The following is a 20,531-nucleotide window of genomic DNA, read 5'->3' as shown; positions in this document are numbered from 1 at the left end:
TTAGCCCAGCAGGAGGACGGCGTCCCAGGGAGAGACGGGGGCGGCGCCGGTGCCGAAGGCGTGTAACGCGAGCGCGGCGCCCGCAGCACCGTCCATGAGCTCGGGGTCGGTGATGGGCTGCGCCAGTTGGGCGCTGAGGTGGGTTGCGACGTCGGGTAGTTCGGCGGCGATAGCGGTGTTGCGGGCGTCGACGGCTGTGCGGAGGGCGGATTGGAGTAGGCCCGCTTGTCCGTGGCACAACCCGATTCCGGGTAGCAGGGCGAGCTGTGCTGGGTTGCGTAGCGTGGCGAGGATCGCTGCCTCGGCTGCGTGTTGTCGAGCGGTGTCGCCGAGAGCGAGGCCGGCGAGGTGCTGGGCACGTGCGGTGCCGCTGATGCCGTAACACCAGGACGGTCGGGGGCGGTGCGGCGGTGCGAGGCTTCGGGCTTGTTCGACGGTGAGGTAGCCGGGCCACCAGGTGCCGGCAGGTTCATCCGTACGCCATTGGTCGGTCCATTCGCAGAGGCGAGCGACCGCATCCTGCAGGCCGGCCGCAGGAATGTTGTGAAGGATCGCGAGGGACAGCAGCGCCAGGACCGCGCTGATGCCGTGGGCAATTCCGAGGTTGCCGTGTCCGAGCGGGAAGTCGGCGTCAGGTTCGCCGGATAGGCCGACCGGCATCCACCACGGTGGCAGATCATCGGTCCCACCGGGGGATTGGGTGAGACGGGTCAGGTAGGCGATGACCTCGCCGGTGATGGGGTGTGTGGGGTGGCGGTGTAGGTGGTAGACGCCGAGTCCGGTCAGGCCGTGGATCAGGTCGAACTCCCGCATCTGTAGCCGGTCGCCTCGGCCGATGCGGCCATGGGCGGTGGCCAGGCGCGTGCGGGTGAGCGTGGTCGTCTTGTCATCGAGTGCCGCGAGTGCGCGCCGGTACCGGGGCATCGCGGCGGTGTGCAGGGCGAAGCCGAGTGCGGGCGCGCCGTGGAACAGGTTCGCATTGGGGCCTGCGCTGATCGGCTCGGACGCGGCGTGCGTCAGCCAGGCGTGGACGCGGGCCTCGTCGCCGTGTCCGGTGCGGGCACGCTCGATGTGTAGCAGCGCGATGCCGACCGCGCCACCGGCGAGAGACTGCGGTCGGGCTCGGCCGCTCAAGGGCTCGTGTCGCAAGATCTGTGGGTCGGCGAGCGCGTCAGCGATGGTGGTGGCTGCCGTGAGCGCAGTCCTGTTCACACCGAACATCGGTGCTCTCCGTGTGCTCGGGTGGTCCAGCTCAGCGCGGCGGCGCGAGCGAGATGGAGGCAGGCGCGCTCGCTGTCCGGGTCCGGGCCGATCATCCGCGTGTGATGCAGATGCAGCAGATCGGGCAGCACACTGTCGGCGGTGACCTGGGCGGTGTGCAGGACGTCGCGGTAGGTCCGCAGGACCTGGTCGCGCCGCAGCCAGGCAGCGAGGAGTTCTTGTCCATCGGGCAGTGACATCAGCCCGGACTGGTCCGGGTCAGCCAGCCGGACTGTGCCGTTGTAGATGTCGCGGGGTGGGGCCGGTCGGTGTGGTCGGGTGTGCGCGATCAGCCATCGCATGCCTTCGGCCACGTTGCCGATGAGTGTGGTGGTGATGTGCAGCATGCTGACCGCGGTCACCGCACGGACATCGGGTGTCTGCTTTCGTGCGGCGAAGGCGAGCTGCTGGAGTGCCGCGGCCGAGTCGGCGTCGAAGACCTCCTCCAGCGTGGTGCTGGCGGCAGGGCCGCCGAAGCGCGCTGGCTCCGGGTAATCGGTGTCGACCTGCATCCGGGCGATCAGGCCACCATGGCGCAGCTGTCGCGCCCACGTACCGATGGCCGTCGTCTCGTAGGCGCCGCCGGTTAAACGGAGCCGAAGGTGGGGGTCGGGGTCGTTGTAGCGAAGGAACCAGAAGCGCATGTCCGGGCTCAGTCGTTCGAGCAGGGACGGCAGGTGTCGGGTCAGGATCGTGGTGTGCCGGTCGGGATGGCCGTACAGCTTGACGTAGAGGCGGTCGCCCACTCCCGGCAGGTGACCGTGCGCGCGGACATCGACCACCGGCGCGGTGGTGAGGCGCTGCGGGGGAGGCACTGGATCGGTCGTCGCTGCCAGGGGAATGACGACTTCGTTTGCCCGCCCGTCGATCCACCCGGCGGCGTCCGCCACTGGTGCGGCGTGGAGCACCGCCATGTCGGCCCGGCCGAGGTGATCGCGCAGCACCGCGAGGTGTGCGGGCTCGTCAAGGTCCAGGACGATGCGCTGGTCGCCCTCACCGAGGTACACCCGCTGGGGACACGCGACCGCGTTCCGCCACGAGGCCAGGGCACAGATCCACGCCGTCCAGCTCGCAGCGAGGGAGGGCAGGTCGATGGCTGGTAGCAGCCAGCGTGCCGGGGACAGGACGGTCCGCCGGTAGCGCAGAGCAGGCAGGAACGGCAGCCCGCTCGCGGCACCCCAGTCGACCGCGCTACAGGGCGTGGTGAAAGCGGCCGAGGCTTCGGTGAGGAACCGTACGAGCGGCAGGGTGTAGTGCACCTGTTCGACGGCGTTGAACATGATCGGCTCCACCGGGCAACGGCGCGAGATGGAAACGAGGTACACGCGGTCGACGTCGGCGGTGACGGCGATGTCGTCGAGGTCGATTCGACCGGGCGTGTTGTCGTGGTACTCGCCGAGCGAGATGAGATGCGAGATCACCTGCGTGGCGCGTGCCACGTCTTCGGTGACCGTGTAGGGCGTCGCCGCCGACACCTGCGCGCGCAGCGCGCCGCTCGTGGTGGTGGGCAGAGCCGCGTACTGGTGGACGATGCGGTCACGGTCGACGGGATCGAGCAGGTCGAGGAATCGGCCGGTGGTGGTGCCGGCGTTACGGGACACGCCGACGACCTGAAGCCGGAAGTCCCCCCGATCGAGGTCGTGGCGGCTGCGGGCGTGAATGGTGACGGTCAACTCTGTAGTGGGCTGTGCCTGCGCGATTGACACCTCCCCAGCGAGGTCGCGAATCGTGGCGTCGTCGAGGACGACCTCGTGCTGGCGCCGCAGTGCCGCCTTCTGGGCTAAGGCCAGCAGCTTCCGGTCCCGCTGCGTGACGGGGGCGGGTGCGGTGGGCAGGGCACCGCGGTACCCGGTGGGGTAGCCGAGGCCGACATCGGCGTCTACCACCTCACGTAGCGGCACCAGCGCGTGCGGCCCGTACCGCTCCAGGAAGCGGTGGTGCCACGCCTGCCATCCGGCATGGCCAGCCGGGGCCAGCCGCACGAGTGCGGCGGCTGCCTGTGCGGCCTCGACGGTGACTGTCTCGGGAAGTCGCAGGTCGACGTCCAGTCGCAGGTCGACGGCTACGGGCGGTTCGTCATTGGGGTGTAGGGCAACCAATGCCGCAGTGAGTACGCTGCGCTGCTGTCCAGAGGTGCCGAGGGACGCCGCGTGGTGTCCGGTCAGAGTTCGTAGCGCGCCGAGCGTCGCGCGTGCCGGAGCGCGGGTGTTCTCGGTGGTGTGCCTGTCGTCGCTGGCCAGGGCCTGTTCGAGCCGCGAAACTACGACGGACAACGGGTCGGTGGACGTGGTCGCTGGTCGCAGGTTGGTCAGCAGGAGGCGCTGCGACACCATCTTGGCCAACAACACGAACACGGTGCCGACATCGGCACGGTGGTCGGCCGCGAGCTGACTCGCCAGATCGTCCAGCCGGACCGGATGTCTCGCTGCGGCGAGTGCGGCGCACACCGCAGCTGTGGCGCGCACGTGCACGTGGGTCGGTGCCGAACGTGGTGTCGGGTGAGCGCGATCCTCCAGCACGACTTCGTCGCTGCGGAAGATCAGTCGATCGTTGGCGCGGACCGTCAGGTTCGGCAGAAGTGCCGGATCTGCTTCCAGGCGGTCGACCATGCTGGCCAGCCACGGTGCCCGGACCCGCACCACGGCCCGGTGTCCCTCACCGACTCGGACCACAGTCTGTGCCCCGATGTGGGCCGGGGCGACGCCGGCGAACAGGCCGTAGGGGGTCGCCCGGTGACCTGCCCGGAGCAGGTACCGCAGGACCGACACCACAACTCTGCGGATCTCCCGATCATCTATCGGCTGCCGGTCGCAGATCACCCGGACGCGATCGGCGAGCACAGGGCTCGCCTGCTCCAAGGCGGCTGCGAACTCTCGCGCGGCCATCGCCTGCTGTAACCATGGCCGCCACGTTGCCGCGCCGGCCCCGGCCTCGGTCAGGTCTGGCCATCCCAGCGCCAGACGGTCCGGCGTGCATACCGCCGCCCGCACCACCAGTGCGTCCACGTGCCGATACACGGTTCCTCCGCTGAACGGGACGAGCCTGGCCGCGCGGCAACACGGCCAGGCTCGTCCGAACCTCGATCTACTTCGGGCAGGTGGTGCTGCAGGCCGACTGGCAGGTCTTCCCGCAGCCGTCGTTGGTCATGTAGATCAGCTTGTCCACGCTCTCGCCGGACTCGATGAACGTGACATCCAGCTCCCAGTCGTCCGGCCCGAACTCGCCCGACCTGCCGTCCACCGGCGGTGACGCCGTGGTGCTCCGCTCCTCGGTCGTGATCGTCATGGCAGCCTCCTTTTGAAGGGGTGATCCTCCGACGCCCCAGGGCAGGGGGCGCCGGTAGCTGTCAGCGCCAAGTGACCGCGACGACGCCGTGGCGCTTCGGCGTGTACCACCCGACCGGCGGCGCGTCGCCTGCGGTGGTGGGGATGTACTCGATACGCGCGGCTCCGCGATGGCGGTACTGCGTGGCCCAGCGGCGCAGCAGCGCGATGTATCGGTCGGCGATCTCCTCGGCGTTCGGGCCGTAGGCGTAGACGCCGCTCTCCCAGCCGTCGGTGCTCTCGTTCTCGCGTTTGGTTCGGTAGGCGAAGCTGCCCCCGTCGATCAGGATCGCTGTGCCGTACATGACGGCCGGGGTGAACACGCCCTGATCCACGAGCTGCTGGCTGGCGTGCAGGAACGGCACCTGGGGGGCGCTGGTCACCACGAACAGCTCCAACTCGTCGGGCAGATCGAAAGCCGCCCCGGACCACCGCTCGATCCTCCGCCCGTGCATCGCCTTGCGCAGCGCCGGCACGTCGAATCCCGGATCGGGTCCGTCGATCCGCAACGTGGCCTCACCGTTGATCGGCACCAGCGTTTCGGTGAAGGTGCCCTCACCCTGCATCGGCACGAAGCCACCGAGCCGGTAACTGTGGCTGACCAGACCAGCTCCGGCCCGTTCGAACGCGACGCAGCGGGACAGGCCCGCGAACCGCAGCGGCATGACGATCCGGCCCCGCTCGGTGAGCTGCTCGATCCAGGCCGGCGGGATGTCCCAGGCCCCCACCGTGACGATGATCCGGTCGTACGGCGCATGCTCCGCCACGCCGTATTCGGCGTCCGCCTGCACCACCCGCACCCGCTCGTACCCGGCCTCGTCGAGATACGCACGGGCCCGCGCCACGATGTCAGAGTCGATGTCCACCGACGTCACCGCACCATCGTCGCCGACAAGCTCCGCGAGCAGGGCCGCGTTGTAACCACCCGAGCCGATCTCCAGCACCCGCATTCCCGGCTCGATCCCGGCCTGCTCCAACATCACCGCCTGAATGTGAGCCGCCGACACCGAACTGAGTGCCTTCCCGTCCGGACCGGTCTTCGTCACCAGCGCCGTGTCCACGTCGTAGACCACAGCCAGCGGCTCGTCCGGCGCGAACACGTGACGAGGCACCGTCAGGAACGCGGCCGCTACCGCCTCCGAGGCGATGGTGTCCTCGCACAGTTCGGACACCATCGCCGCTCGGAGCGCCGCCGGATCCTGTACAGCCTGCTGACCTGCGCTCGTCACGGACTGACTCCCTAGCTGAAAAGTTCCCGGATATGAACCTGTAGAGCCCCGCATGCCGAGGCCCCAGCACGACGATTCGTGGCAGGGCCGATGCGTTCCTGAACCCGCCCCACACACTCATCGAAAGTAGGTGGCGCAGGGAATTCCACTTTGTGGTCCAAGTTGCGGTCTGATCACCGTCACGAGGTCTGGCCGCCGGGGTTCAGGTGGCCGGACGCGCGGGTGACTGGACAGGGAGGCACATCTGTCCGCCTCTCTGTCCCGGCCGTACTGTTGCTGAGCTAGGCCGGAAGGGAGACGTGCGTGATCAAGTCGGTGGTGTTCGACGTTGGCGAGACGTTGCTGGACGACACTCGCGAGTTCCACGCCTGGGCAGACTGGCTCAGCGTGCCGCGGCACACGCTGTCGGCTCTGGTAGGGATTGTCGTCGCTCAGGGACGGAACAACGCCGAGGCGTTCGAGTACGTGCGTCCGGGGATCGATCTCACGATCGAGCGGCAACGCCGCGAAGAGGCAGGTCAGGGCGAACGGATCGAAGACGAAGACCTGTATCCAGACGTCCGGCCCACCCTCAAGCAGTTGCGGGACAGCGGGCTATGGGTGGGGATTGCCGGCAACCAGACCGCACGAGCAGGCGAACTACTCCGTGCCTTGCAGTTGCCGGTGGACGGGATCGCCACCTCCGCTGAGTGGGGCGTCACGAAACCTGATGCGGCATTCTTCTCCCGGATAAAAGAGTTCGCGCCAGGGGCCCCAGAGGAGATTCTCTATGTTGGCGACCACCGTGACTATGACATCAAGGCGGCCTGCGCAGCCGGTCTCCGAGCAGCTTTGATCAAGCGAGGACCGTGGGGGCGCGTGTGGGCCAACGACCCTACGGTCCGCGAAAACGCGAGGTGGGTGCTCGATTCGCTGATGGAGTTGCCGCTGTTGCTTCGTACCTGATTGATCTAACCGGTGGCAGCCGTGCTGGTCATCCATCTGACGTAGTCATGTAGTGGGTGGGCTGCGGTGACTCGGGGTAGGAGATCGCTGACGACCTGGCGTACCTGTGGGTGGATTCGTGCGTGTTCAGGGGCGGCCAACTTGGCCTGAAACAGCGCATCACATGCCGGCTCGGTCGACCGGGTCTGAGAGTGGGCGCGCGCGAGGTCTATGTAGAAGTGAGAGCGACGTTCGCCGGGTAAGCCGTTGGGCGGTATCCAGCCGCGCGCTGCGCGCAGTGCCGCGTCCGGGTCGTCGGAGTCAACCGCAAGCGTCACTTCGTGTATCCGGACGGACGAAGGTCCGAAGGCGGTGCCATGGTATTCGCCGTCGGACACAAGTTGCGCGTACTCACCAGCCTCGCGAAGGTGGTCCTTAGCCTGTTCGGATTGTTGAGCGATGCCAGCTAGGACAGCGGCGCGCATGTGCAGCGCGCCGTACGCCGCCCAAGCGAACGTGCCGGTGCAGGTGCTGACTTCGTCCGCAGCTTTCTCCAGGACAGCGCGGCCGAGGTCCGGGCGACCGTTCTCGAAAAACAGCTCGCCGCGAACATAGTGCGCTGTGGCGAGGACGGTCGCATCTCCGGTACGTCGGGCGGCATCGGTCATCATCGCGATGATTCGGGCCGACAGATCGTGGTGGCCAAACTTGTCCGCCAGAGCATCGGCGGCACGATATGCCTGCGTGAGCAGGAGCGTCGCGATGCTTCCCCGCTGGCCGGTCCACGCGATCTGTGCACGGTGGAGCTCATCCAACAGCGAGGGAAGAACCATTGCGAGCCGTTGGTAGTTCGATCGTAGCCGTAAGCGGATTAGGCCAGCCACCGCCTCATTGAGTTCGGCGGGGGAGCGTATTACGCCGTCTGGTGGGAGGTCGAACGTGTCGAGGGATGCACGGATCACGGCTAGGTCGACGCTGGCGGGTGGGCGAAGCGGACTCGGCTCGTAGGTGCGTGGCTGGTCGAGGTTGGTGGTCGTTGTAGTGCGGGACTCGGTACGGCGGTTGGGGTAGAGGCCAAGTTCTGCGTCGGTGGTGACTCCGAAGAAGGCGCGCAGTGCTGCTCGGCGTTCGCAACTGGTCCAGTGCGTGTGGGACTGCCCCGGGTTTGGTTGACTCGCGGGGTTGAGTGGTTCAGGTCGGGTGTGTGGGCTGGTTGATTGTCTCAAACTCGATCGGGGTGAGGCGTCCGAGGCGTTGTTGCCGTCGTCGGCGGTGGTAGGTCCGTTCGATCCAGGTCACCATCGCCAGGCGCAGGTCGTGGCGGGTGCTCCAGCGTTGCCGGTCCAGGACGTTGCGTTGCAGTAGGGCGAAGAACGATTCCATCGCGGCGTTGTCGCCGCAGGCGCCGACGCGGCCCATCGAGCCGACCAATCCGTTGCGGTGCAATGCCTTCACAAATTTCCTAGACCGGAATTGGCTGCCCCTGTCCGAGTGGACCACGGTGCCGGCCGGATCGCGTAGTCGGACCGCGTTGGACAGCGCCGCGACGGCCAGAGAGGCTTTCATCCGGGTGTCGATGGAGTAGCCGACGATCCGGCCGGAGTACACGTCCTTGATCACGCACAGGTAGAGCTTGCCCTCGGCGGTGGGGTGTTCGGTGATGTCGGTCAGCCACAGCCGGTTCGGGGCGTCGGCGGTGAACCGGCGGTGCACCAGGTCGTCGTGCACCGGCGGCCCGGCCCGCCGCGTGAGCCCCTTGCGCTTGGCGAACACCGACCAGATGCGCTGCTGTGAGCACAGCCGGGCGACCCGGTTCGGGCCGGCGGTGATGCCGTGGGCGGGGAGTTCGTCGGCGATGAACCGGTACCCGAACGCCGGATCATCGTGGTGGATGTCCAGGGCGGCGTTGATCAGATGGGCGTCGTCGACGTCACGTCGCGACACCGGCTCGGCGCGCCATGCGTAGTAGGCCTGCTTACTGAACCCCAACACCCGGCAGGTCACCGCGACGGGGATCCCGTCCGCGGCCAGGTCACCGACCAGCGGGTACATCATTTTGGGGAGATATCCCGGGCGAAGAACGCCGCCGCCCGCCGCAGGATCTCGTTCTCCTGCTCCAGAAGCTTGTTACGCCGACGCAGCTCTCGCAGTTCCGCTGACTCGCTGCTGGTGGCCCCGGAACGGACACCGTCCTCGACATCGGCGAGCTTGAGCCAGCGGTGCAGACAGCCCTCGGAGATCCCGAAGTCCTTCGCGATCTGCCGCAACGGCGCCTCGCCCTTACGCGCGACCGCGACCACGTCACGACGGAACTCCGGCGGAAACGCTTTCGGCATGACAGACATCCTTCCAGCGAGGAACGCATCCTCACAGGTCAGGAGTCAACCAAACCGGGTGCAGTCCCCCCGATCGACCTCGGCCAACCGCCGGTAAATACTCACGGCCTCCTCAGCCGGAACCAGGGCCTGCTGGTGGCGGCCGGCGTTGGCCAACCGATAGGCGTGGGTGGCGTGCAGCAGAGCTTGTTCTGCGGGGTCGGTGGTGCCGGCCAGACGGTGGGTAGTGAGGGTGGTGGTGATGGCGGCAGCGGCGATGTCGAGGTCGATGTGCCGGTGGTCGGGCAGCAGCGGTTCGAGGGCTTGTAAGACGTCCAAGTCGATGCCGGGGATACTGGCCAGTCGAGTGATGGTGGCTCCACCGGCGGCAATCACCTGTTGCGGATGTGCGTGTACGAGTGGGTACAGCACGTCGGTGGCGACGTGCGGCCACCGGTGGGCGGTTTCGACGAGGACAGTGACCGCGGTAGCGGACCATGCCGATGAGGGTGCAGTGGTCAGTAGACCAGTGATCGCGTCGGCGGCCCAGTCGCGTCCCAGCCGGTTGTCGCGGCCGTGGCCGGGGGTCGTGAGGGCGATCAGGTCTTCGCCGAGCCGGTCGGGGTGCAGGGGTTCGAACACGGCGCGGACGTCGGTCGGCGGGTAGCAGACGGTGTGGTCGTCGATGACCTGGTCAGCAGTCTGCGCGGTGTCGGTAAATCGGGTCCAGGCGAGGGCCTGGCGGGCGGCGGCGCGGGGTTGGCTGCCGGTCAGGGTGGCGGTGAGGACCGTGCGGTGCATCATCCCCGGCGGGGTGTGTAGGGGCGCTTCGCTGCGGGTGTACAGGTGTTGCCAGTAGGCCTGTTCACGGCTCAGCAGATGGGCCGAGACCGCGCCGGGGTCAGCGGGCGGGGCCTGATCGTGAAGGTGCGCGTCGACTGCCGCGAGGGCGGTCATGTGTACGGCCAGGACTTGCCCGTAGCCGGCCAGTGTCAGCGGTGGCACCGTCCAGCCGCTGGTGGGGGGTGTCAGGTCCATGGCGGCGGCGAATCTGTCGGCGGCGGCGGTGAACAGGCCCGGCCGGTCGTGACCGCCATCGGAGGCCAGCGCGGGCAGCGGCAGCTGGTCGACGTCGATGCCGAGATCGCTGTCGGCTCGGTCGGCCAGCGCCGGCCACCAGTAGCCGTCGGAGCGGGCGAGCATCAGCACCCGCACCTGGATACCGGTACGCGCATGCAGGTCGTTGAGTTGGGTGAGCAGGGACAGCAGCGCCGATGCCGGCCACCGGTCGGCGTAGTCGACCACCGCCAGCACCGCAGCGGCGGGCACGTCGACCTGCGAAACGGTGGTAGCGGTCGCGGCGACCGGCGTGGGGATGTGGGTGATCTTCCAGACCACCCATCCCGCCGTGGCGCATTGAGCGCTGACGTGCGCGGCGAGGCGGGTCTTGCCCTGCCCGCCGGCGGCGTGTATCAGCAGGGTCGCGACCGGCGCGTCGGAGTTCATCCAGGCGGCCAGCCGGTCCAGGGTGTTCTCGCGGCCGGTGAACGGCACGATCTGATGGCGGGCCAGCAGTAGGCGGCTCGGCTGGGCCCGGGCCCGGGCCACGCTCAGCGACACCGGCCGGTCGTCTGCCGCGACGACCTGGTACGGCGGCGGGTTCCGGCTGACGAGCACATCCCCGTCGACACCCGAGATCTGTACGACATCGCCGAAAACGACACTTCCGGTCACCACCTGCCGCCCCGGGCGTGGTACCCGCCAGTGGGTCACCGGTCAATCTCGACGTCGCCGCCGACCTCGTCGACCTGCCGCACCGGGCCGGTCACCGACGACCCGCTCACCAACTGATCTCCACCACCACCGGAGGCCGCCGCTGGCGGCCCTCCCGTCGGCGCTGATGGTGGAGCGACCGGCGGTGCGGCCGTGGGCGGCGTCGCAGCCGAGCCGAGACGGACGCTGCCGCGGACCCCACGGACTTGGGTCACCCCGCCACCAACCACGGTGTTCACGACCGACTGGTTCCGCGCCTGCCGACGGGTACCGGCAGCACCGGCCGCCGCGAGGCCCAGCCCGGCCAGGCCGACGAACAACCCGAGCACACTGGCCCACTTGTCCGCGTCGTCCAAGCCCTGCACGGTCAGGAAAGCACCCAGCCCAGCGACCAGCAGCCCACCGGCGATCGCTGCCACCCACCTACCCACAAGATCACCTTCCGTTGCACTCCCGTCACGCTAGCGTGTTTCACAGTGTCAACTCCCACCCGGCCGCCCCCGCGCCCTGTCGCCTCTCTGCCAGTGCTCCCGCGAGCGGGTCGCCAACATCAACCGGCTGCCCACATCAAGGTGACCACCATTCGAGACGCCGTGGGTTCAACCAGCGAGGTCAGCCCACGCTGGTCGGCACGAAGGGCCAGCCGTCGACGGCAAGGACGTCCTAGACCATGAGGATGTTGACGTAGGGCAGGGGTTGAGGTCAGCCCACTGCGCTTGCGTCAGCCGACCTTCACGCTCTAGCCGGTGAGCGATCTCCGTCTTCGTGGCCGCGTCCAGCGTCTCGGGCCAGCCCTTGAGCGGAGTGCGCAAGACATCTAGCAGGGCAAGGCCTTGCTGGCCGCTCGCACCGTCAGCAACAGGATGAACCGCCAGTGCGGCGAGATCGCAGGCTGGTGCACCGCCCCGTGTACGAGGACCAGCCGCAGATAGTGCGTCGCTTCGGTATCGGCGAACTCCACCAGCCACCCGGAACCGTGATTGCGGTTCAGCCCGCACTCGATTGCCTCTGTGTCGAGCCGGATCAACTCCGGCGTACCCACCGCCCGACCGTGCGCGGAACGTCTGAACTCAGCGGGTGAGTCTCCCAGTCGGGACGAGCCAGCCCGACGCCCGCGGTCCGCTTGCTCTCAGGCCTCCATCGGATCGTCCGGCTATCAGGGCCCTCCGCCCAACGATGAACTCTGTCCTGTCATCGAGTCCGCCACCAGGCAGGCCTCAATCACCCGCGAAAACCCGGAAGGAGCACGCATGCCCGAACACGCCCGTCCTCACCCAGAACAGCACCAGCGAAGAGGTCACCTTGCTTTCCATAGATCGAGAGCTAACCCAGCCGCACCAGCGCCATGACCAACGCCCACGCCAGAACGCACGTCCGCTATTCCGAGTAGCCTGCCCGCTCAACACCGACGCTGAATCGGCACGGCTCAGATTCGAGAACCCCGCGCCAAGGGCGGCCGTCGTCGCGTTCGATCACGCGATCCGCAACGACTCCGCCCTCGCCAACGCCGTCAGGCAGCCGCTCCGCGGGCGGTTCTTCCTGCATCGGCAGCGCATCCCACTCGACCAGGTGCGGCTACGACCTCATCCAGTCGACGACGAAACGTCGGGTTGCGGGCTGTGGACCTGCCCCCACCCGGATACAGAAGTCCCACCCGCGCCGACCGGATCCGACCGACCGGAATCACCGACGCGGGAGGTGGCGTGAGTGACCTTCCCGCCCCCCACGCCGGACCGCGCATCGGCTCGCTCTGCAGCGGGTACGGCGGTCTCGACCTGGCCGTCGAGCTGGTGCTCGGCGGCCGACTCACCTGGTACGCCGAAACCGACCGGCACGCCGCCACCGTCCTGGCCCATCACTTGCCCGGGGTCGCCAACCTCGGCGACATCGGCACCGTCGACTGGACGCGGGTCCCGCCGGTCGACATCGTCACCGCCGGTTTCCCCTGCCAGGACATCAGCAACGCCGGCCGCCGCGCCGGCATCACCGGCGCACACTCCAGCGTCTGGAACCACGTCGCCGACGCCGTTCGCGTCCTTCGACCCCGGCTGCTGTTCGTGGAGAACGTCGCCGCCCTCCTGCGGCGAGGACTCGACGTCGTCCACCGTGACCTGGCCACGATCGGGTACGACACGAGCTGGCTATGCCTACGCGCATCCGACGTCGGTGCCGCTCACCGACGCGACCGGCTGTTCCTGCTGGCCACTCCCGCCCCGCCAGTGGGAGGGGGTGCCGACGTTGCCGACACCCTGCGCCCGTGACGGTAAGGGCCCCGGCCACCCCTATGGTCTGCCGGACCTGGTGGAGCCGACCGGCACCCGCCACGGCCTGCTACCGACACCGACCGCGGTGGCCTACGGGTCGAACATGTCCCTCTCGGCGGGGGCGGCCCGCCGGCCGTCTCTCTCCGGTGTCGCCTCGAAGCTGCTGCCGACGCCGAGAGCCAGCGACACCGGCACCCCCGGCCGGCGGGCCGGTACCGGGTGGCGGCCACCGTTGTCGCAGGTTCTGCTGCCCACCCCCAGAGCGACCGACGGCGTCAAGGGCTGCCCCGGGCAACGCGGGTCGCACGGCGACCTCACCCTGCCCTCGGCGGCCGTGCGGGTTCCGGTCCGGACGCTGCCCACTCCGCGTGCCTCCGACGCGCACGGGCCCGGCAGGCACGGTGACGGTGGAGCGGACCTACGCACCACCGTGGCCGGGCTGGGCCGGCCCGACGCCGACCGGTGGGGTCCGTACGCCGCGGCGGTGGCCCGGTGGGAGCTGCTGCTCGGCCGTCCGGCGCCGGCGCCGACCCAACCGGGACGGCACGGCAAACCGGTCCTGGCGCCGCCGTTCGTGGAATGGCTTATGGGCCTGGATGCGGGCCATGTGACCGACCCGACGCTCGCGGTGCCGCGCACCGCGGCGCTGCGGGTCCTCGGTAACGGCGTCGTCCCTCAACAGGCAGCCGTCGCGTTGCGGCTGCTGCTGTGCCCGCACCGGTGGGCGGTGCCGGCATGACCGATCCCAGGACCCTGGACGACTACCGGTATCGGCGCGTCGGCCCGGTCGAGCTGTATCTCGGAGACGCCCGCCAGGTGCTCGCCGCGATGCCCGACGCCAGCGTCGACTGCGTCGTCACCAGCCCGCCGTTCTGGGGGTTGCGCGACTACGGCACCGGCGCCTGGAGCGGCGGAGACCCGGCCTGCCCGCACCCGCTCGGCCGGACCCGCCGCACCGACGGCATCACCTGCCCGGCCTGCCGCGCCCGGTGGGTCGACCCGCAGTACGGACTCGAAGCCACCCTGGACGACTACCTCGACAACCTCGTCGCGGTCTTCGAGCAGGCCAAACGAGTCCTCGCGCCGACAGGGACCTGTTGGGTCAACCTCGGCGACTGCTACAGCAGCGCCGCAGGCGGCGCACCGAAGGGAGGCCGGCCGCAACCCGGCGGGTTGCGACCCGCCAGGCCGCGCGTCCAGGACATGCTCCCTCCGAAGAATCTGGTCGGGGTGCCCTGGCAGGTCGCTTTCGCCCTGCAATCGCGCGGGTGGTGGCTGCGCAACGCGGTCATCTGGGCCAAGAGCAACCCGATGCCCGAGTCCGTCCGCGACCGCCTGTCCGCCAGCTACGAACTGCTGTTCCTGCTCACCAGATCCCACTCCTACTACTTCGACCTCGACCCGATTCGGATCCCGCTGGCCAGACCGCAGGCCGCTGACGGGACCCGGATCATCGGCGGGTCCCGCAAGGGCCGCACCGGCGGGATCGGGGCGACCGCACGCCGCCGCGGTACCACCGCCTACGGCGCCGCCAAGTACGGCGCGGAGGAGAGTCGGGTCGAGTCTCGGGCCGGGCGGGGAAACCTCGTTCCACTCGGCCACGCCCACACCGCCGCCCATCCGAAAGGACGCAACCCGGGCGACGTGTGGCGGATCGCGACCCGCCCCTACCGGGGATCGCATGTGGCGCCGTTCCCGATCGACCTACTGCTGCGAGCGATCGCGGCCGGCTGCCCGCCCAGCGGTGTGGTCCTGGACCCGTTCTCCGGCGCCGGCACCACCGGTCTCGCCGCACTGCACCTCGGCCGCCGGTACCTGGGCGTCGACATCAGCCCCGCGTTCCACGACGAGGCGCTGTACCGACTCGCCCCGCATCTGCCCCACGACTCGTCGCGCGAGGACGGCGGGTGAGCCGCCTACGAACGGTGCCGGTGTCCTTCGCCCAAGCCTGCAGATTCGTCGAGGACTGGCATCGGCATCACCGGCCGCCGCGTGGCCACAAGTTCAGCATCGGGGCCGCCGACCAGGACGGCGTCCTGGTCGGCGTCGCCGTCGTCGGGCGTCCGGTGGCGCGGATGCTCGACGACGGCCAGACGCTTGAGGTGACCAGGGTCGCCACCGACGGCACCCGCAACGCGAACTCGCTGCTCTACGCCGCAGCGTGGCGGGCGGCCCGAGCACTCGGCTACCGCCGCCTGATCACCTACACGCAGGACGGCGAGTCCGGAGTCAGCCTGCGGGCCGCCGGATGGCGCGTCCTCGCCACCCGTGCACCGGCACCGGGCTGGTCCCGGCCGAGCCGACCTCGCACCGATCACGGCACCGCCCACATCGGTCGCCAGCGGTGGCACGCCCCCGACTAGCGACCCGCCTTCACTCGTCTGTGCGGGAGGCGTTGCACGGCCGGCGCCGACGACGTCGATTCCGCAGCATCCCCACAGATTCTCGGGGCCGCCCCGTGCTGGGGGCGGCCCCGAGTCATTCCGATTCTCAACCGCCGTTCAAGGAGTACGTCATGTCATCCGACCGAACCTCGACCGCCACGGCGGCGTCGGGCAGTGACACGTGGAGCCTCGACAAGGTCCGCGCGCTCGGCACGACCACCGACGTCGCCACCGCGGGCGCCATCTTCGGTCTGTCCCGGAGTAGTGCCTACGAGCTGGCCCGTTCCAACAGGCTGCCGATACCGGTCATGAGGATCGGCTCCCGCTACCGGGTGTCCGTACCGGCCATCATCGCCGTCCTCACCGCCACCGACCTCGACCGCCCACCGCAGGTGACTTGACCCGTCCCCGCGACCGAGCGTGGATCACCATCCAACGACACCCGACAATCCGATGCCCGCCCGGCATCGGCACGAAGGAGACCTTGTTCCGATGGCCGATGGATCCATCACCAAACGCTGCGGCTGCCGCCACAACGGCAAACGCCTCGGCGTGAAGTGCCCCAGGCTGCGCCGCGGCAACGGATGGAACCCCCACCACGGCATGTGGGCGTACCAACTCGAACTCCCACCCGACGCCACCGGGGCCAGACGGCAACTGCGGCGTGCCGGGTTCGACACCCGCGACGCCGCCGCCACCGAACGCGACCGCGCGCAGGCGCTGCTCGACCTCGGCGGCACCGACAGACTCCTGCGCCGTCACGTCGCCGACCTGCTGCACCGCCTCCGGCACGGTGAACCGCTACCCGACCGCGACACCCTCGCCCGCGACCTCCACACCACCCCAGCAAGCGGCGGCGCGGGCGCGCCCACCGTCGATGCCGGTGCGCCGTTGACCCTCGGCGTCTACCTCACCACCTGGATCACCGACGTCACCGGCCTCGCACCGGCCACCCTGCGCAGCTACCGCGATCACATCAACAAGTACTGGATCCCTAAGCTCGGCGACGTACCGCTGCACACCCTCACCGCCGGGCACATCCAGTCGGTGTTCGCCGGCATCGAGGCCCGCAACGCCGAGATCCTCACCGCCCGCCGAAGCGAACAGCAGTCCGTGCGTGACAGCGTCAAGGGAGTGCGGACGGTCGGACCGGCGAGCATGCACCGCATCCTGGCCACCCTCCGCAAGGCACTTAACGACGCCCGTCGCCTGTACCGGCACAGGCTCGTCGACCACAACCCGGCGGAGTCGGTGATCCTGCGCTCCGGGGCCCCACCCAAGCCGCGACTCTGGGCCGCCTCCGCGGTCAACCGGTGGCGTCACACCGGCCGACGTCCCAGCCCGGTGATGGTGTGGACCCCGCAGCAGGTCGGCGAGTTCCTCGACTACGTCGACGCCCACGACCTGGAACTGTCCGCCCTGTTCGACCTCGCCGTGCACTGCGGACCCCGCCGCGGGGAACTCGCCGGACTCCACGACTACGACGTCGACCTGACCGCCAACGAGTTGACCATCGTCGACCAACGCACCAGCGTCGGCTACAAGGTCATCGAGAAGGCGGTGAAATCCGCCGCGGGTGACCGGGTGGTGCCGCTGGCCAAGGAGACGGTGGCGGGGCTACGCGAGTACCTCGCCCGGCGCGCCGCCTGGAAACTCTCCGCCGGAGACCGGTGGCATCACAGCGACGTCTTCTTCGTCCGCCGCGACGGACGCCCATGGCACCCCGAACTGATCACGACCCGCTTCGACCGGCACGTCACCCGCGCCGGACTCCCACCCATCCGGTTCCACGACCTGCGACACACCGCCGCCACCCTGATGCTCGCCGCCGGAGCCGGCATCAAGGAGATCCAAGACACCCTCGGACACGCCAGCTACAAACTGACCGCCGACACCTACACCAGCGTGCTCCAGGAACTCAAACACTCCACCGCCGAAGCCACCACCAAACTCATCCCCCGCCGACGCCCACGCGGCGGGGACCTTGAGGCGGAGGGCGGACGCCGTTCCGCCGCGTGACGCGGTCATTGGCAGCGCCGTCCGCCGCTGAAACTCACTCACCGAGATCCCCGACGGATAGCGCGCTCGCCGCTTGTGGGCGGTGCACGTAACGGGTCAGACGGAGTCCGCGTAGCATCTGCCGACATCCTCATTCGCACGGTGGATGATCCACGCGGGCCACGTCTGTTGTACTGGCAGCGCCGAGATCAGCCCTCGCCTAAAGGGCGAGAATGGCGATCAACCCCTGACATCGGCTATTAACCAATTTATCCGGCTTGTCAGCGGCCTACGGCGGGCGAGAGCCGGTAGTTGGTGCTCGACTTCGTCAGCTGCGTGCACCGGCTGATGTCGTCCAACCGCACCCGCGCCCGGAACGCACAGATCATCCGGGAGTTGCTCCTGCCGGTGGCCACCAAGCTGGACCGGGACGTCAATGGCCGTGGTGTCGGGTCGGCAACGTGGAAGCGCTACGTAGGGCACGAGCGATCATCGCCGCGACACACAGCGATCAACGCGATCCGGACAACGACGAGGACGTCAGCCGGAGGGAACCGAGGCAACCCTCCGGGCTGGCCGTGCCCGAGATCAGCTGACCCGCAGCCGGAAGTCCGCCAACGCCCCCTCGGCCGTGGCCGCCTCGGCGTGAGCATTGGCGATCTGCTTTGCGAACCACAGGTCTGCCAGATCCTTCTGCCCGGCCTTGGTGTACACGAACACCTGCTTGCCCAGTGCCCGCGCGTATCCGATCTCGACCAGGCTGCCATGGCACGTCGGGTCGTCCAGCCAGGCGAACACGTGGGTGGATAGTCGGATCGCGGCGAGGCACCGCTGCGCGACCTCCGGCCGGGAAAGGCCCGGATAGGCGCCGCCGCAGGCGTGCTCGCCAGCGGCGACCCCGTGCATATTCTCCCCGTGGTAGCAGCCGTGATCATCACTCATGAAATGCGGGCCGACGTAGACCGCGCCCGGCAGAGCGGGAATGCGGACCTCTTCCGGCCACGGCTGCCGGTCGGGGTTGGTGGTGTCGGCGTCGTCGAAGATCGGGAACAGGCTGTGTCGCCAGCCGTTCTGGGTGATCTTTCCGGCGGCGTAGACACGGATGCCCTCGAAGGTGCTCATCGGGTTCGTCCTCTCGGTTAGGGCGGGGAGGCGGGCGACCGTAGGGACCGTATCCGGCGAAGCCGTCCTTCCGAGAGGGAGTCGGGCATGTCCAGCGTGTCGCCACCAACGAACCCTCATTCACGATAATCCTCACTGCTCGTGAATGAGAATCCGTCCCGGGTGAGCGACCTGGGCGCCCTCGTGCCCACCGCCTCCCAAGCCTTCAACTAGCCGTCCGCGTCCGCACTGAACCGGCTCCGCCGCGCCAAGGCCGACTCACCCTCCGCGCGTACTGCGGCGGCCTCCGCTGCTTCCTCGCTCGGGTCGGAGCACGGCGCATGATTCCCGCCAACCTCACTCCCACCGGCCAGTAGCCGATCAACGACGGACTCAACGCTGAGGCGATCGCCGCTCTGCTGCATCAGTACGGGCGACTGCACGTTGTGGACACCGAATACGTCAACCCCCTCGCCGACAAAGGCAAAGCACCCGCCACCATCAACCGTGCCCTGACCGCCGTCGCGGTCGCCCACCGCTCGACCGGCGCGGGCCAGGCTCGCTACCGAAGCGGCGCGGGACGTGCCGTACGGCACCAACACCTACATCCACAAGGTCCACACCGTGCGGGCCTGGCTCGCCGCCCTCGCGGAGCGCGGTGTCGCCAGCGGTGCCCTGTTCCGGCGGATCGACAAGCACGGCCAGCTCGGTCGTGCCCCGCACGGGCGCGCTACGACTGACGGCCGGATCAGCTCCCAGACTGTCGCCATCGTCGTGCAGCGGACCCCGCTTGCCGCCAGGGTCGACACCGCGTCTGCGTATGCGGGTCATCCGCTGCGGCGCGGGTTCGCCACCAAGGCATGCCGCGCCGGGCACGATCAGATCCGGATTGGCTGGCACGGCGGATGGAAAGACGACTCTCCCACGCTCGCTAGCTCCATCAAGGACATCGCCCGGGTGACATCCAGTGCGCTGACTGGTATCGGTCTCGGTTCCCGCACCCCGGGTGCGGGAACCGAGGCCTCACAGGCCATCCTACTAAGGGTGCCTGCACCATCGCAGATGGTGTTGGCAAACATCCCTATGACGGGAGTGATGCCATGAGTACGTCGTCTGGCGCTGGCAGGGCGCAAGCCGAGCTTCGTAGGGTGCGCGCTGCGGTAGAGAGGGAGTCGAGAAGAGTGAGCCCGCGTGCGCAGCGGATGCCTTCCACGACATCCGCTCCTGGCTCGGCGTCAGGCGGCCGGGCGAATGTTGATGTCGCCTTCTCCGGCACGGCCAGGGTTGGTGGTGCTAGCGTTGTGGATATTGAAAAGAGGGACCGAGCGTGCCTCGCCACCGGGCACGAAACCAGGGCTAGCTTCGGCACGGTTCGGCCCTCGGCTGGCCGCCTTTTGCGCGGCCAAACCAAGGACGCCGTCGCACAATTCGTCAGCCAGCGAATTGGACTGGCAATCACACTGTCACTCCCCGCGTACGTGGCAGTGGCCTTCATGTACTGGTACACGGGTGCTGCCAGCAAGGGATACTACTGGCGCGGGTTCATAACGGACCAGGTGACCGCGATTAGTTTTGCCCTGGGTATCTTCGGTGCGGTGATCGGACTAGCGGGGCTGCACGCCGTACTGATTAGTCGGAGCTAACCCGGTTGCCGAGGGCCGACCGCCTACCCCGCAACACCCGGGGCGTCTGAAGTCCTTGCACCGCTACGGCGAGGGCCTGCGCCGAATCGACTTGGCTGGCCGCCGCCCGACAAAGAGCATTCGCTGCGTCGCTGTGGCCAGCCGAGTCGGCGGCCGTGGTCAACTCGGCGGCGCTCTTCCCCAAAGCGAGGGCGACCGTGCGAAGCTGGGCGACCAGGGCGTCAGGGGCTCCGACGTTCACGTCGCCACTCGGGTGAGCCGAGAAGGCGTCAGCGCCCTTAAGCATCGGCATCAGGTGGGCAACCGTAGTCAGGCAC

Annotated in this window: 18 protein-coding genes; 8 read left to right on the top strand and 10 right to left on the bottom strand. The window is 68.7% G+C overall.

From position 1 onward, the window contains the following. The 4 genes from HUT12_RS05020 to fxlM form a co-directional block, all read right to left on the bottom strand. Positions 1-1,221, bottom strand: coding sequence for a lanthionine synthetase C family protein (locus HUT12_RS05020; protein WP_176092635.1), 1,221 nt, complete (start codon positions 1,219-1,221; stop codon positions 1-3). Then, positions 1,209-4,145: a lantibiotic dehydratase gene (locus HUT12_RS05015; RefSeq protein ID WP_217705949.1), complete on the bottom strand. Its 2,937-nt coding sequence runs from the start codon at positions 4,143-4,145 to the stop codon at positions 1,209-1,211. The genes HUT12_RS05020 and HUT12_RS05015 overlap by 13 nt, the downstream gene beginning before the upstream one ends. A 199-nt stretch (positions 4,146-4,344) precedes the next feature. Then, on the bottom strand, positions 4,345-4,545 hold the full coding sequence (locus HUT12_RS05010; RefSeq protein ID WP_176092633.1) for an FxLD family lanthipeptide: 201 nt from the start codon (positions 4,543-4,545) through the stop codon (positions 4,345-4,347). A 61-nt stretch (positions 4,546-4,606) separates the two neighbouring features. Continuing rightward, entirely contained in the window at positions 4,607-5,866 is a 1,260-nt protein-coding gene (gene fxlM / locus HUT12_RS05005; RefSeq protein ID WP_176092632.1) for a methyltransferase, FxLD system, read from the bottom strand. A 249-nt stretch (positions 5,867-6,115) separates the two neighbouring features. On the opposite strand from fxlM, the gene HUT12_RS05000 reads away from it, so the two are divergent. Beyond that, positions 6,116-6,757, top strand: coding sequence for an HAD family hydrolase (locus HUT12_RS05000; RefSeq protein ID WP_176092631.1), 642 nt, complete (start codon positions 6,116-6,118; stop codon positions 6,755-6,757). Positions 6,758-6,762: 5 nt separating this feature from the next. Here HUT12_RS05000 and HUT12_RS04995 read toward each other — a convergent pair whose 3' ends face one another. The 5 genes from HUT12_RS04995 to HUT12_RS32660 all read right to left on the bottom strand — a co-directional run bounded on the left by HUT12_RS04995 (position 6,763) and on the right by HUT12_RS32660 (position 11,866). Further along, a complete protein-coding gene (locus tag HUT12_RS04995) occupies positions 6,763-7,698 on the bottom strand; it encodes a hypothetical protein (RefSeq protein ID WP_176092630.1) in 936 nt (311 codons plus the stop codon). A 229-nt stretch (positions 7,699-7,927) separates the two neighbouring features. Then, a protein-coding gene (locus HUT12_RS04990; protein WP_176092604.1) for an IS3 family transposase occupies positions 7,928-9,072 on the bottom strand; the annotation gives its coding sequence in 2 pieces (ribosomal slippage) (positions 7,928-8,799 and positions 8,799-9,072; 1,146 coding nt in all). 45 nt (positions 9,073-9,117) lie between these two features. Next, positions 9,118-10,785 (bottom strand): hypothetical protein, encoded by a 1,668-nt coding sequence (locus tag HUT12_RS04985; protein ID WP_176092629.1) that lies wholly within the window; start codon positions 10,783-10,785, stop codon positions 9,118-9,120. A gap of 35 nt (positions 10,786-10,820) precedes the next feature. Then, entirely contained in the window at positions 10,821-11,243 is a 423-nt protein-coding gene (locus HUT12_RS04980) for a hypothetical protein (protein WP_254876719.1), read from the bottom strand. Between the two features lie 398 nt (positions 11,244-11,641). Next, complete coding sequence (locus tag HUT12_RS32660; RefSeq protein WP_254876718.1) at positions 11,642-11,866, bottom strand: hypothetical protein; 225 nt, start codon at positions 11,864-11,866, stop codon at positions 11,642-11,644. Between the two features lie 661 nt (positions 11,867-12,527). Between HUT12_RS32660 and HUT12_RS32555 the strand changes: the two genes are divergently transcribed. The 6 genes from HUT12_RS32555 (at position 12,528) to HUT12_RS04950 (ending at position 17,491) form a co-directional block, all read left to right on the top strand. Then, positions 12,528-13,085: a DNA cytosine methyltransferase gene (locus HUT12_RS32555; RefSeq protein WP_217705948.1), complete on the top strand. Its 558-nt coding sequence runs from the start codon at positions 12,528-12,530 to the stop codon at positions 13,083-13,085. Beyond that, on the top strand, positions 13,054-13,827 hold the full coding sequence (locus HUT12_RS32550) for a hypothetical protein (RefSeq protein WP_217705947.1): 774 nt from the start codon (positions 13,054-13,056) through the stop codon (positions 13,825-13,827). Before HUT12_RS32555 ends, HUT12_RS32550 begins: the two co-directional genes overlap by 32 nt. Continuing rightward, entirely contained in the window at positions 13,824-14,999 is a 1,176-nt protein-coding gene (locus HUT12_RS04965) for a site-specific DNA-methyltransferase (protein ID WP_176092627.1), read from the top strand. Before HUT12_RS32550 ends, HUT12_RS04965 begins: the two co-directional genes overlap by 4 nt. Before the next feature lie 14 nt (positions 15,000-15,013). Further along, positions 15,014-15,451, top strand: coding sequence for an XF1762 family protein (locus tag HUT12_RS04960; protein ID WP_368660299.1), 438 nt, complete (start codon positions 15,014-15,016; stop codon positions 15,449-15,451). Between the two features lie 152 nt (positions 15,452-15,603). After that, positions 15,604-15,873, top strand: a complete 270-nt coding sequence (locus HUT12_RS04955) for a helix-turn-helix domain-containing protein (RefSeq protein WP_176092625.1) — start codon at positions 15,604-15,606, stop codon at positions 15,871-15,873. A 91-nt stretch (positions 15,874-15,964) separates the two neighbouring features. Next, positions 15,965-17,491 carry a tyrosine-type recombinase/integrase gene (locus HUT12_RS04950; RefSeq protein ID WP_176092624.1) on the top strand — a complete coding sequence of 509 codons (1,527 nt, stop codon included), beginning with the start codon at positions 15,965-15,967 and terminating at the stop codon, positions 17,489-17,491. Between the two features lie 567 nt (positions 17,492-18,058). On the opposite strand, the gene HUT12_RS04945 is transcribed toward HUT12_RS04950, so the two are convergent. After that, entirely contained in the window at positions 18,059-18,592 is a 534-nt protein-coding gene (locus tag HUT12_RS04945; RefSeq protein ID WP_176092623.1) for a nucleoside 2-deoxyribosyltransferase, read from the bottom strand. A gap of 561 nt (positions 18,593-19,153) precedes the next feature. On the opposite strand from HUT12_RS04945, the gene HUT12_RS04940 reads away from it, so the two are divergent. Continuing rightward, positions 19,154-19,675, top strand: coding sequence for a hypothetical protein (locus HUT12_RS04940; protein WP_176092622.1), 522 nt, complete (start codon positions 19,154-19,156; stop codon positions 19,673-19,675). Positions 19,676-20,531: the final 856 nt, after the last annotated feature.

Origin of the sequence: Verrucosispora sp. NA02020 (genome assembly GCF_013364215.1) — a bacterium.
Classification (GTDB): Bacteria; Actinomycetota; Actinomycetes; order Mycobacteriales; family Micromonosporaceae; genus Micromonospora.
This window is presented reverse-complemented; position numbering and strand designations above follow the sequence as displayed.